The sequence below is a fragment of the Pseudomonas sp. JAI115 genome (genome assembly GCF_014200835.1).
In the GTDB taxonomy this organism is placed as follows: Bacteria; Pseudomonadota; Gammaproteobacteria; order Pseudomonadales; family Pseudomonadaceae; genus Aquipseudomonas; species Aquipseudomonas putida_A.
Genome location: NZ_JACHCY010000003.1, coordinates 218,853 through 231,695 on the forward strand (window position 1 = coordinate 218,853; position 12,843 = coordinate 231,695).

Annotated in this window: 11 protein-coding genes; 5 read left to right on the forward strand and 6 right to left on the reverse strand. The window is 62.1% G+C overall.

Annotated elements, in window-relative coordinates:
• The first annotated feature begins 245 nt into the window (after positions 1–245).
• Together selD and mnmH are read left to right on the forward strand one after the other, a co-directional pair.
• Complete coding sequence (selD, locus tag HDC30_RS08960; RefSeq protein ID WP_096797393.1) at positions 246–1,280, forward strand: selenide, water dikinase SelD; 1,035 nt, start codon at positions 246–248, stop codon at positions 1,278–1,280.
• Positions 1,280–2,383 (forward strand): tRNA 2-selenouridine(34) synthase MnmH, encoded by a 1,104-nt coding sequence (mnmH, locus tag HDC30_RS08965; RefSeq protein WP_183782423.1) that lies wholly within the window; start codon positions 1,280–1,282, stop codon positions 2,381–2,383. The genes selD and mnmH overlap by 1 nt, the downstream gene beginning before the upstream one ends.
• 136 nt (positions 2,384–2,519) lie before the next feature.
• Here mnmH and HDC30_RS08970 read toward each other — a convergent pair whose 3' ends face one another.
• Entirely contained in the window at positions 2,520–3,194 is a 675-nt protein-coding gene (locus HDC30_RS08970; protein ID WP_183782426.1) for a histidine phosphatase family protein, read from the reverse strand.
• 223 nt (positions 3,195–3,417) lie between these two features.
• On the opposite strand from HDC30_RS08970, the gene HDC30_RS08975 reads away from it, so the two are divergent.
• Positions 3,418–4,116 (forward strand): glutathione S-transferase family protein, encoded by a 699-nt coding sequence (locus tag HDC30_RS08975; RefSeq protein WP_183782429.1) that lies wholly within the window; start codon positions 3,418–3,420, stop codon positions 4,114–4,116.
• A 243-nt stretch (positions 4,117–4,359) separates the two neighbouring features.
• A complete protein-coding gene (gene hemB, locus HDC30_RS08980; protein WP_027613860.1) occupies positions 4,360–5,334 on the forward strand; it encodes a porphobilinogen synthase in 975 nt (324 codons plus the stop codon).
• A 124-nt stretch (positions 5,335–5,458) separates the two neighbouring features.
• On the opposite strand, the gene HDC30_RS08985 is transcribed toward hemB, so the two are convergent.
• Positions 5,459–6,994 (reverse strand): FAD-dependent oxidoreductase, encoded by a 1,536-nt coding sequence (locus tag HDC30_RS08985; protein WP_183782432.1) that lies wholly within the window; start codon positions 6,992–6,994, stop codon positions 5,459–5,461.
• Between the two features lie 210 nt (positions 6,995–7,204).
• A complete protein-coding gene (locus HDC30_RS08990; protein ID WP_183782434.1) occupies positions 7,205–9,409 on the reverse strand; it encodes a TonB-dependent siderophore receptor in 2,205 nt (734 codons plus the stop codon).
• A 323-nt stretch (positions 9,410–9,732) separates the two neighbouring features.
• Between HDC30_RS08990 and HDC30_RS08995 the strand changes: the two genes are divergently transcribed.
• A complete protein-coding gene (locus tag HDC30_RS08995; RefSeq protein WP_183782437.1) occupies positions 9,733–10,824 on the forward strand; it encodes a DUF1615 domain-containing protein in 1,092 nt (363 codons plus the stop codon).
• Positions 10,825–10,831: 7 nt separating this feature from the next.
• Here the strand turns inward: HDC30_RS08995 and HDC30_RS09000 are convergent, their stop codons facing one another.
• The 3 genes from HDC30_RS09000 to HDC30_RS09010 all read right to left on the reverse strand — a co-directional run bounded on the left by HDC30_RS09000 (position 10,832) and on the right by HDC30_RS09010 (position 12,804).
• Positions 10,832–11,524, reverse strand: coding sequence for an anti-sigma factor domain-containing protein (locus HDC30_RS09000; protein WP_095138758.1), 693 nt, complete (start codon positions 11,522–11,524; stop codon positions 10,832–10,834).
• The gene (locus tag HDC30_RS09005) at positions 11,521–12,054 is read right to left on the reverse strand and encodes a sigma-70 family RNA polymerase sigma factor (RefSeq protein ID WP_183782440.1); all 534 of its coding nucleotides are present in this window, start codon (positions 12,052–12,054) and stop codon (positions 11,521–11,523) included. The genes HDC30_RS09000 and HDC30_RS09005 overlap by 4 nt, the downstream gene beginning before the upstream one ends.
• Before the next feature lie 228 nt (positions 12,055–12,282).
• The gene (locus HDC30_RS09010; RefSeq protein WP_027613866.1) at positions 12,283–12,804 is read right to left on the reverse strand and encodes a DUF3455 domain-containing protein; all 522 of its coding nucleotides are present in this window, start codon (positions 12,802–12,804) and stop codon (positions 12,283–12,285) included.
• Between the last annotated feature and the right edge of the window lie 39 nt (positions 12,805–12,843).

A 12,843-nucleotide genomic window follows, 5' to 3' on the forward strand; every position in this document is an offset into this window, starting at 1 on the left:
GTTTTTTTTGGGAGGCAGGATAGAGCGGCTTTATAGGTCCGGCGATGAAGTGGCGGTGAGCGCTCGATAGCTTTCGCGAGCAGGCTCACTCCCACATTTGCTCTCTGTCACCCACCGACTCTGTGTCCACTGGAGATCCCGTGTGGGAGCGAGCCTGCTCGCGAAGAGGCCCGGACATTCAGCGCAAGAATCAGCCGGCCCGCGCTCTGCTAGAATCCGCCCCATCAATTGCCAGAGACTCTCCCATGAGCGAGCCGATTCGCCTGACCCAATACAGCCACGGTGCCGGTTGTGGCTGCAAGATTTCCCCGCAGGTGCTGGAAGTGATTCTGGCCGGCAGCGGAGCGCAGAACCTTGACCCGAAACTGTGGGTCGGCAATGCCTCGCGTGATGACGCGGCGGTGTACGAGATCGACGCCGAGCGTGGTGTGGTGTCGACCACCGACTTCTTCATGCCGATTGTCGACGATCCGTTCGACTTCGGCCGGATCGCTGCGACCAATGCGATCAGCGACATCTATGCGATGGGCGGCGATCCGTTGATGGCGATTGCGATCCTCGGCTGGCCGGTGAATGTGCTGGCGCCGGAAGTGGCGCGGGAAGTGATTCGCGGCGGGCGTGCGGTGTGTGACGCGGCGGGTATTCCGCTGGCCGGCGGGCATTCGATCGATGCGCCGGAGCCGATCTTCGGCCTGGCCGTGACCGGTCTGGTGGAAAAGCGCCACATGAAGCGCAACGACACCGCCACCGCCGGTTGCCTGCTGTACCTGACCAAGCCGTTGGGCATCGGCATCCTCACCACCGCCGAGAAGAAAGGCAAATTGCGTTCCAGCGACATTGGCGTGGCCCGTGACTGGATGTGCACCCTGAACAAACCCGGCAGCCGTTTTGGCAAACTGGCCGGCGTCACCGCGATGACCGACGTTACCGGTTTCGGCCTGCTCGGGCATCTGGTGGAAATGGCCGACGGCAGCCACCTGACCGCACGTATCGGCTACAACCACGTGCCGCGTCTGGACAGCGTCGAGTACTACCTCGAACAGGGCTGTGTGCCCGGTGGCACCTTGCGTAACTTTGACAGCTATTCGAGCAAGCTCGGCCGTCTGCAGGAGTTGCACAAGCGCGTGCTGTGCGACCCGCAGACCAGCGGCGGTCTGTTGATTGCAGTTACACCGGAAGGCAACGCCGAATTCCTCGCCGTGGCTGCCGAACTGGGCCTGAACCTGGCGCCGATCGGCGAGCTGGTCGAGCGACAGACCCACGCAGTCGAGGTGAACTGATGTCACGCGACTGCACCGATTACCGCGATATTTTCCTCAACGACCGGCCGATGATGGATGCCCGTGCGCCGATCGAGTTTGCCCACGGCGCGTTTCCGGGCGTGGTCAACCTGCCGCTGATGAACGACCGCGAGCGCGAGCAGGTGGGGACTTGCTACAAGCAGCATGGACAACAAGCCGCCATCGCCCTGGGTGAGCGGCTGGTTTCTGCCGAAGTGCGGGAGCAGCGCATTCAAGGCTGGGTCGCGTTTGCCCGGGCACACCCCGACGGCTATCTGTATTGCTTTCGCGGCGGCCTGCGTTCGCAGATCGTCCAGCAATGGATCAAGGAAGAGGGCGGGATTGATTACCCGCGTGTCGGCGGTGGCTATAAGGCGATGCGTACGTTCCTGCTGGAGACGATCGATCAGGCCGTGGCCGAGTGCGATATGGTGCTGCTGGGCGGCATGACCGGCACCGGCAAGACCGAACTGTTGGTGCAGTTGAGTAATGGTCTGGATCTGGAAGGCCACGCCAATCATCGGGGCTCGAGTTTCGGCAAGCGCGCCACCGGCCAACCGACCAACATCGATTTTGAAAACCGTCTGGCCGTTGATCTGCTGAAAAAACGCGCCGGCGGGATCCAGCAGTTTGTGCTGGAAGACGAGAGCCGGGTAGTCGGCAGTTGTGCCTTGCCACTGCCGCTGTACCGAGGCATGCAAGTGGCGCCGATGGTCTGGCTCGAAGACAGCCTGGAGCAGCGGGTCGAGCGGATTCTGCAGGATTACGTGATCAACCTGCACGCTGAGTTTGTCGCGGTGCATGGCGAGCAGGGCTTTGCGCTGTATGCCGAGCGGCTGATTGCGAGTTTGAACAATATCCAGCGCCGGCTGGGCGGCGAACGCCATCAGCGGATGTTCCTGCAGATGGAAGAGGCCTTGGCGGAGCAGGCGCGCAGCGGTTCGGTCGAGATGTTCCGGGACTGGATCAGCGTGTTGCTGCGCGAATATTACGACCCGATGTATGCGTTCCAGCGTGAGAAGAAGGGCGGGCGGATCGAGTTTGCCGGGGAGCGCGGGGCGGTGCTTGAGTATCTGCGTGAGCGGCTGAATCAGCGGGTTTGAGGGTGCTCTTGCGGGCCTCTTCGCGAGCAAGCCCGCTCCCACATTGGGTCTCCACTGGGCAGAAATTTCTGCCTGACGCAGATCCCCTGTGGGAGCGGGCTTGCTCGCGAAAGGGCCGGTACAGGCAGCGCAAAACTCAAGTCGGACAGGTCGCCTTGCCGTTATCCAGCCCCTGCTTGTAGCTGTGGCTCTGCAAACTGGCCTTGCCGTTGTGCCAGGTCAGGGTCAGCACGTACAGCGAATCGAAATCGCCCGACGCCCAGTCATCGGTGATGGTCTGCTTCTCGCCGACGGCCTTGCCGGCAACCTTGTTGATCAGCTCCGGCAAATAGCCGTGCGACCAGGCGGTGTAGATCGTCGCGTTGTGGTACTTGTCCTCGATCAGTTCGCGCGCCAGATCACTGGTGTCGTTGGCAGAGAACTCGATGTTCACCGGCAGGCCGAGCTTGATCGCGGCGGGGCTGATGGTCATCAACGGACGGATGTAGCTGTAGGAATTGTCCAGTTCGCCTTCCTCGACATTGCGCGTCGGGTTGGCGGCGAACACGTAATCGGCCTTGCCGAATTTTTCCGGCAACAGGGTCGACAGCTCGATCGCCCGGTTCAGGCCCTGACAGTTGAGCTGGCCGAGACCACCCTCGGGTTTTTCTGCGTGGCGCAGGAAGATCAGCGTCTGCGTACCGTCCACCGGTTGCGCGCGAATCTGGCTCGATTCGAGCGACAAGGTCAGCGCACTGACCGCCAGCAGGGAGGGCAGGGCCACGCAGGCGCGATGTTTGAAGCGTTTGGCGAAACTCATGAGGTTCGTCATTGAATATAGGATTCTTCAGCAAATTCGGTTGGGGCTGACCAACCCTTACACCGCGGGCTCCCAGCACCGGGTGTTGTCCATGTCGTGTCGTACTTCCCTTGCAAAGACATAGCTCAGAGTCCACTGAGGCCGCTTGGTTCGATCCTGGCTTCTGCACACTAACTGCAGAATGTTACGGTTCCTGGATTATGATCAGCGCTTCCCATGTGACTGGATGTTTCCCATGACCGATCTGTCCGCGTTCCCCATCACCCAGAAATGGCCGGCGCAGTACCCCGACTGGATTCAACTCTATTCCCTGCCGACCCCCAACGGCGTCAAGGTCTCGATCATGCTCGAAGAGATCGGCCTGCCCTACGAGCCGCACCGCGTGGGTTTCGACACGCAAGACCAGATGTCCCCGGAATTTCTGTCGCTGAACCCCAACAACAAGATCCCGGCGATCCTCGACCCCCACGGCCCGCAAGACCAGCCGCTGCCGCTGTTCGAATCCGGCGCAATCCTGATCTACCTCGCCGACAAGAGCGGCCAGTTGCTCGCCCAGGAAGGCGCGCTGCGTTACGAGACGATTCAGTGGCTGATGTTCCAGATGGGCGGTATCGGCCCGATGTTCGGCCAGCTCGGCTTCTTCAACAAATTCGCCGGCAAGGACTACGAGGACAAGCGTCCGCGTGATCGCTATGTCGAGGAGAGCAGACGCCTGCTCAGCGTGCTGGATAAACGCCTGGAAGGTCGCGACTGGATCATGGGCGAGCGCTACACCATCGCCGACATCGCCACGTTTCCGTGGGTGCGCAACCTGATCGGGTTCTACGAGGCGGGGGATCTAGTGGGCATCAGCAACTTCCCGAACGTGACCCGGGTGCTGGAGCGCTTTCTGTCTCGCCCGGCTGTGGTGCGCGGGTTGACCATTCCTTCCTGAGGCCACACATAACCCTGTGGGAGCGGGCTTGCTCGCGAAGGCGTCGTGTCAGTCAACACGTCTTGTTCTGATACACCTCCTTCGCGAGCAAGCCCGCTCCCACAGGAATAGTGATGACGCCCGCAGATTATTGCGTCCTCGGTAACGCACTGTTGATTGATCCAGGTTTGTACCTGCGCCCACCGAAGGCATAAGCTTCGCCCCCTACGACTTTCGTCTCATCTGCCGTTTTCAGGAAGCGCCATGTCCAGCCAGTTCCCCGAAGCACGTCCCCGCCGTCTGCGCCGCAATGCGAGCCTGCGCAGCCTGTTCCAGGAAACCGAGTTCAGCCTGAATGATCTGGTGCTGCCGATTTTCGTCGAAGAAGAGATCGACGACTTCGTGCCGATCAAGAGCATGCCCGGGGTGATGCGCATTCCCGAGCGCAAGCTGGCCAGTGAAATCGAGCGTTATGCCCGTGCCGGGATCAAGTCGGTAATGACCTTTGGCGTGTCCCATCACCTGGACGCCAACGGCAGCGACACCTGGCGCGAAGAGGGACTGGTCTCGCGCATGTCGCGGATTGCCAAGGACGCCGTGCCGGAAATGATCGTGATGTCCGACACCTGCTTCTGCGAATACACCGATCACGGCCACTGCGGCGTGATGCACAACCACGAAGTCGACAACGACCAGACCCTGATCAACCTTGGTAAACAGGCGGTGGCCGCGGCGCGTGCCGGTGCTGACGTGATCGCCCCGTCGGCGGCGATGGACGGCCAGGTGCGGGCGATTCGCCAGGCGCTGGACGCCGCCGGTTTCACCCAGATTCCGATCATGGCCTACTCGACCAAATTCGCCTCGGCGCTGTACGGCCCGTTCCGCGAAGCCGGTGGCAGCGCGCTGAAGGGCGACCGCAAAAGTTATCAGATGAACCCGATGAACCGCCGCGAAGCCCTGCGCGAATCGCTGCTCGACGAGCAGGAAGGCGCCGATGCGCTGATGGTCAAACCGGCCGGTGCGTACCTGGACATCATCCGCGACATTCGTGAAGCCTCGAACCTGCCGCTGTCGGCGTATCAGGTCAGCGGCGAGTACGCGATGATCAAGTTCGGCGCGCAGGCCGGTGCAATCGACGAAGATCGCGTGGTGCGCGAAAGCCTGGGCGCGATCAAGCGCGCGGGGGCGGACCTGATCTTCACCTACTTTGCGATGGATCTGGCGCTGGCCGGGATCTGACAGACACCGCAGAACTCCCTGTGGGAGCGGGCTTGCTCGCGAATGCGGTGTATCAGCAACGAATAGGTTGACTGACACGACGCCTTCGCGAGCAAGCCCGCTCCCACATTGGGACTGTGTAGGGTCACGGAAAGTTGAAGTAGGGCCGGATCCCGTGATCCCGGAAGTACCGCTCGATCACCTTCGGATCCGCACTGTTATCGGCTATCGCCACATAGGTATCCGGGCGCAACAGGTAAAAACCGTTACGCCCCAATCCCGCCGTTTCAAACGCCGGCCGCCAGTCGAACACGTGCAGCGGCAGATGGTGTTCATTGCACCAGGCGATCATTTCGTCGCTGGTGTCGCCGTATACATGCACCTGCCAGCAAGGTTGTCTTAGCGGTTCGTAGTTATCCCCCTCACCATCGTGGGCCCACGGCAAGCGGTCGCCGCCGTGGACGTGGCCGGCCGTGCCCTGGCTCAGCGGCATGCCGCGGTAGTTGAGGGTGACCTGTGAGACGGTGCGAAAGAGGAATTCGCGGCTGGCCTCGAACGTGGCCATTTTCGGGATCAGAAACGGTGCCAGGCGCGTGCGCAGCAGATCGGCGATGCGCCCCTCGGCGGTGACGAAAGTGAACACCTTGTCGGTGGTCGACACCAGCCTCCGGGCGAAGGCGATGCGCTCGGTTTCGTAAGTGTCGAGCAGCTTCGCCGTGGCGCTGCCGTTGAGCACGGCGGCGAGTTTCCACGCCAGATTGATTGCATCGCCGATGCCGGTGTTCATGCCCTGGCCGCCGGCAGGGCTGTGCACGTGCGCGGCGTCGCCGAGGAGAAACGCCCGACCGCTGCGAAAGTACTCGGCCACGCGGTGATGCACGCGGTAGGTGGAGAACCAGTTGACCTCGTCGATGTGCACTTTCAGGTGCTCGATGGCGCGGCTGCTGACGTCGGCAAATTGCAGGGTTTCGGCGCGGTCGGCACGTTCGTCACGCACGGTGCCGATCAGTCGGGCGCGGCCTTCACCGGCCAGTGGAAACACCGCAAGGAAGTCCGCTTCATCCAGATCCAGGTGCAGCTCACCGTTCATCGCCGGGCCGCTGGCCTTGACGTCGGCGACGTAGAAAATCTGCTGATAGGTGCCGCCGGGAAAACCGGTGTCGAGGGTTTTGCGCACCACTGAGCGGGCGCCATCACATCCCGCCAGATAGCAGGCCTGGCAGATTTCCTGTTCGCCATCGGGCAGGCGCAAGTGCGCGGTGAGGCCGTCGCCGGTTTCTTCGAAACTCTCAAGCTCGGTGTTGCGCTCAACTACCACGTCATAGTCTTCGAGGCGTTCGAGCAGGAGCTGTTCGTGTCGGTCCTGGGGAAAGATTTCGATGAACGAGTAGGGCGTCAGGCCTTCGCCGATGCGCTGCAACGGCAACTGCGCGACCGGTTTGCCCTTGACCCAGAAATTCGCCGCCGCGACCTTGTGGCCGTTGCGCACCACGGTGTCGGCCAGGTCCAGCTGGCGATACAACTCCAGGGTGCGCGCCTGCACCGCCAGTGCTCGTGAGGTGGTGCCGGGCGCGGAGGTCTTGTCGATGATGCGCACGCGCACGCCCAGTTTGCTCAGCCACAGGGCCAGCACCAGACCGGTGGGGCCGGCGCCGATGATCAGTACGTCGCTGCGGTTCATGGGCCTGTCCTCCGTTGGCTGTGGATCAAGTATGGATCAGATGGAAAGGCTAGCCAGTGCCGGCCCCTTCGCGAGCAAGCCCGCTCCCACAGTCGAACGCATTCCAAGGTGGGAGCGAGCCTGCTCGCGAAGGGGGCTTATAACTCGCCGCAGAAAAAAAAAGACCCCGCAACGGTAAAGCTGCGGGGCCTTTTTCATTTTGGCAGCGGTTTAGAAATCGATCGTGCCCGACAACTTCGCCACCCGTGGCTCACCCTGGGTTAGGTAGCCGCCCTGCGCCGATTCCCAGTACTTCTTGTTGGCCAGGTTTTCGACGCCCAGACGCAACGTCACGTCTTTCTGCGAGACCTTGAAGGCGTAACGCGCGCCGGCGTCAAAGCGGTTCCAGCTCGGCAGGCTGAGGTTGTTGGCCGCGTCGGCATACTGGCCACCGGTGCGCAGCATCCGCGCATTCAGCGCCACGCCTTGCAGGCCCGGTACATCCCAGTCGGCACCAGCGTTGAACTGGAAGCTCGGCACGCCGATCGCTCGGTTGCCGTCGTTGGCGCCGTTCTGGGTGTTGCGCAGTTCGGTGTCCATCAGCGTCAGGCCGCTGATCAGGCGCAGGCCATTGATCGGCTCGCCGAACACGTTCATCTCTACGCCTTTGTTGATCTGCTCGCCTTCACGCACGTAAGTGCAGGTGGTGGCGCTGTTGATTTCGCAGTAACCGTCGCTCGGCTGCTCGATGCGATACACGCCCAGGCTCGCGCCGTAGCTGCCCATGTCGACCTTGACCCCGGCCTCGGTCTGTTTGGAGCGCGCCGGTGCGTAGACTTCGTTGCCGTTGGTCACACGCAAGCCGCCGGCGCTGGTCGGCGAGGTCGGCCCCTGGGCCAGGCCTTCGATGTGGTTGGCGTAGAACGACACGTGCTCCCACGGCTTGAACACGATGCCGTAGACCGGCGTGGTGATCGATTCGTCGTAGCTCGACTTGCGGCTGCCGCTGCCGTAACTGGCGTAGTTGTAGCCTTGCACCACCAGTTGCTGGCGACGCAGGCCAGCGGTGATCAGCAGGCGGTCGTCGAAGAATCCGAGGGTGTCGGAGAGCGCGAGGCTGCGGTTGAAGGTCTTGCCGACGATGCCCGGATCGCTGACGTCGCCGCCGGAAAAATTACCGACCGGCGACGGCGTTTCCACCGGGTGGTAGATGTTGTTGGCGTACTTGGTCAGGTCGAAATCATAGGCACTGCGCTGTTCGGCCCACAGACCGCTGAGGCCGAAATTGAGCTTGTGGCTGACCGCGCCGGTGTTGAACTTGCCGTTGAGGCCGGCCATCAGGCTGGTGTTGTCCTCGTCGTGGGGGATGAACGAGCCGGTGGTGTAGGAGGCGCCGTTGTTGCCCACCAGCGTGGTCGAATTGTAGCGCCCGACCTCGCGGGTGTGCTTGGCGCCGCCGGCGACGTACGCGGTCCAGTTGTCGTTGAGGTCGTATTCGGCGCGGAGCATGCCAAAGGTGTCTTCGATGTCGGTGTAACCCCACTTCGGCGCGTAATTGGTGTCGGCCGACGGCGCGTCCGGAATGTGCGTGGCGGTGCCGAGGTTGACCGAGTTGCGGCCACCGTTGACGCGTTCCTTCTGATAGGCGAAGTCGCCGGAAATACGTATCGCGTCACCACGATAGTCGAGGCCGATGCTGAACAGTTTCGAGCGCTGGTTTTCGTGATCGATGCCGGTGTGGCCCTCGCGCTGCGACAGGTTGATCCGCGCGCCGAAGCGGTTGTCTTCGCCGAATCGCTGGCCGATATCAAAGTGCTGACCGATGCGGCCTTCGCTGTTGATATCGGTGGTGTAGCGGCGCAGCGGTTCGTCGCCGGCGCGCTTGGGTTGCAGGTTGACGCCGCCACCGATGCCGGAGCCGGTCGGGGTTACGCCGTTGATGAAAGCGTTGGGGCCTTTGAACACTTCCACGCGCTCCAGCGCGTCGGTGGAAATGATCTGCCGGGGCAGCACGCCGTACAGGCCGTTATAGGAAATGTCGTCGCCGTTCAGCGGCAGACCGCGGATCATGAACACCTGCGCCTGGTTGGAGAAGCCCGAGGCCTGACGCACCGACGAATCATTGAGCAACACGTCGGCAACGTTTTCCGCTTGCTGGTCCTGAATCAGCTGTTCGGTGTACGACGCGGCGCTGAACGGCGCGTCCATCATGTCCTGATTGCCGAGCACGCCGAGCTGACCACCACGGGCGACCTGACCACCGGCGTAGACCGGGGGCAGGGCGTTGGGCGTCAGTGCCTGGGCGTTGATGTTGACGTTGTCGAGCACCAGCTCCTTGCCGTTTTCATCGGCAGCGTGAGCGGTGACAGTCAGGGAGCACAGCAGGGCGAGAAGCGTCGGGCGAAACGGGACGGCGAGTCGAGCTGGAGCGGGCATGTCGATACCTGGAGGCGTACGGCCGGTGAGAAAATTAGAACGGCGCGGGGAACTCCCTGCGCAAATACGACTCCAGGTGCAAATGATAGGAGTTCGCAGTAACGTTTTGCAATCAGTTTATCTTGGTGAATTTCCCGATCTGAAAGGAAACCTGTAGTGAGGGGATTTATCCCCGATGGCGCGCGGAGCGGGCCGCTTTGATATTGGAGGGCTGCTGCGCAGTTCATCGGGGATAAATCCCCTCACCACAAGGTCACAGTCCTAGCCTGCGTGACGCCTTTGATCGTATGGTGAACCTGCCTCAATGCACGCCAAGGAGCGCCATGCACACCCCTCGATTACTCATTACCCTCGCCGCGCTGCTGGCGCTCGCCGGTTGCGCCGGCCAGCGCAGCCAGGAGCCGGCACCGCGTGCGCCGGCTGAAGTGAAAGCCGAAATAGTGCGGCTGATGCCGGCGAAAGTGCCCGACCGTCAAGGCTGGGCTACCGACATCTACGCCGCGTTCGCCGCACAGAACATCAGCCCGACCACGCAGAATCTGTGTTCGGTGCTGGCCGTGGCCGAGCAGGAGTCCACCTTTCAGGTAGACCCCACGGTGCCGGGGCTGGGCAAGATCGCCCGCGACGAAATCGACCGTCGTGCCGCCAAAGTGCATATTCCCAGTCTGTTGGTCAGTGGCGCGCTGCAAGTGCGCTCCACCAACGGCAAGACCTACAGCGAACGCCTGAACGCGGCACGCAGTGAAAAAGAACTCAGCGCCATTTTTGACGACTTCATCGGCAGAGTGCCGATGGGCCGCACCTTGTTCGGCGGCTTCAACCCGGTACACACCGCCGGACCGATGCAGGTCAGCATCGAATTCGCCGAGCAGCACGCCAAGGAGTATCCGTATCCGGTAGACGGCACGATCCGCCACGAAGTGTTCACCCGCCGTGGCGGCATGTACTTCGGCATCGCGCACTTGCTTGGCTACCCGGTGAGTTATCGCGAGCCGCTGTATCGGTTTGCGGATTTCAACGCCGGCTGGTACGCCAGCCGCAATGCCGCGTTTCAGAACGCCGTCAGCCGAGCCTCGGGCATCTCGTTGGCGCTGGATGGCGACTTGATCCGCTACGACTCGATCATGCCCGGCGGTACCGAACTGGCGGTGCGCACCCTCGGCAAGTCGCTGGGCATGCGCAACCCGACCATTCGCGATCAACTGGAGAAGGGCAAGACTCTGGAGTTTGAAGACACCAAGCTTTATCAGCGGGTGTTCGAACTGGCGGAGCAAGCGGAGGGGAAAAAACTGCCGCGTGCGGTGTTGCCGGGGATCGTTTTGCAGAGCCCGAAAATCACCCGCAAGCTGACCACGGCGTGGTTCGCCAAACGCGTGGATGAGCGCTACAAGCGTTGCATGGCCAAGGCCGGTTGACGCCGGTTCAAAGCACCTTGACGGCTCGGCCAATCGCCTGAATCGGCCCGGTTGGTTTGCCGATCGGCGAGCCATTGGCGCCTTCCAGCGTCAGCTCGAACAGCTGATTCGGTTGCAGCGGCGGCAATTTGTCCAGCGGCACCGACAGCGTCTGCCCCGGTTTGACCAGTCCCAGCGACACCGGCCCTTGCCAGCCGTCAGCCTTGGTCCAGAACTCCAGCGCCTTGTCCGCCGGCACTTCGACCACGCCCAGCGGGATTAACTGAATTTCTCGTGGATTACTGGCCTGAATCACCCAGCCTGGCGCCTTGTCCTGCGGCGCGACCAGCACCACCAGATAATTCGGTTTAGGCGGGGTCTGGGTCAGCAGAATTGAACCCAGGACCAACGTCGCAGCCAGTCCGGCAGCGCTCAGCCCGCGCCACAGCGGCAGCAGATTCCACCACGAGGTGGTGGACGTTTCAGGCGTCAGTCGCTCGACGCTGCGCTCGATTCGCGGCCACAGGAACGCCGACGGTTGCTGCGCTTCGGCATAGTCCGTCAGCTCCAGCAGCCGCCGTTCCCAGGCGTCCACCGCCGCGCGCAGATCCGGTTCATGCGGCAGGCGTTTCTGCACCTCTATCCGCTGTTCAGCAGAGAGTGTGCCGAGCACGTATTCGCCGGCCAGTTCATCACGTTCCTGCGCCGATTCAGTGGTCATCCCATGCACTCCCGCAAAGCGTTGAGGCTGCGTTTGATCCAGGCTTTGACCGTGCCCAGCGGCGTGCCCAACCGTTGGGAAATCTGCGCGTGGCTGTAGCCGTCGACATAAGCGTGGAGGATGCAGCTTCGCCGCTGCGGGTCGAGTTGTTCCAGACAACGATGGATCCGCGCCGAATGGCCCTGCACATCGAAGGCGTCCTCGTCAGGCTCGGCATCGTGTTCTTCGTTGAACGGCGTCTCCCGGCTTTGATCACGCAGCTGGTTCAACGCCAGATGTCGGGTCACGCTGAACATCCAGCCGCGCGCTGAACCGCGCGCCGGATCAAATTGCGCCGCACCGTTCCAGATCTTGATAAACGCCTCATGCACGATGTCTTCGGCCAGCGCCGTGTCACGCACCAGCCGTTTGGCCACGCCGAGCAGGCGCGGGCCTTCCTGCACGTACAAATCGCGCAGGGCCTGACGCTCGCCGCGGGCACAGGCAGCGAGGCGGGCTTCGTAATCAAACAGCGGTTCAGGGAAAGACATGAAGTGCAATCTAGCTCACATTCTTCAAACATCCAGACAACACAGTCTTCTACTGTGGGAGCGAGCCTTTGTGGTGAGGGGATTCATCCCCGACCGGCTGCACAGCAGCCGTAACCGTTGGTTGCGGTGAATGCCTGACTCCGCAGTTGCCGGATTTTGGGGCGCTTCGCGCCCCATCGGGGATGAATCCCCTCGCCACAAGTTCGCTCCCATAGGGACATCAAGGAACTAGTTCGCCGCCCAGAAAATGTAATCGGCCTGATATTTCACCACTTCCTGCTTGCCCTTGTTCGCCGCCGTGCATTCGCTGCCCGGCGCCACGCCGCCCTTGAGCGCGACACGCTGGATATAACTCACGCCGCTCATCGCGCCTTTGCCTTCAGCCGGGTTGGCCTTGACCAGTTGATAGGGCAGGTTGCCCGGGCTCGACGGAGCGACGGCCAATTGCGTGCCGGTGACTTTCGAACCGTCCTTGGCCTGCCAGGTGGCGGGCGGGCCGAAGTAGGTGCCGACCTGCTTGCCGCTGCGATCATTGAGCACCGCTTTCGGGCCGACGAAGGTCCATTCGGTCTGCCCGGCGGCATTGGGCTTGTCGCGGCATTCGTAAGTGATCTCGCCGACCCCGGTGGTTTCCATCGCGATCTTGTGGCCTTCCGGGACTTTGATCGCATCGGGATAGCTGCTTTGGGCGAAGGTTGTCGAGGACAGGGCGAGCAAACCGGTGAGGCCAATCAGTTGAGTGATGTTCATCAGTGTTATCTCCGAAAGGGGTAGACCGCTGACAGCCGA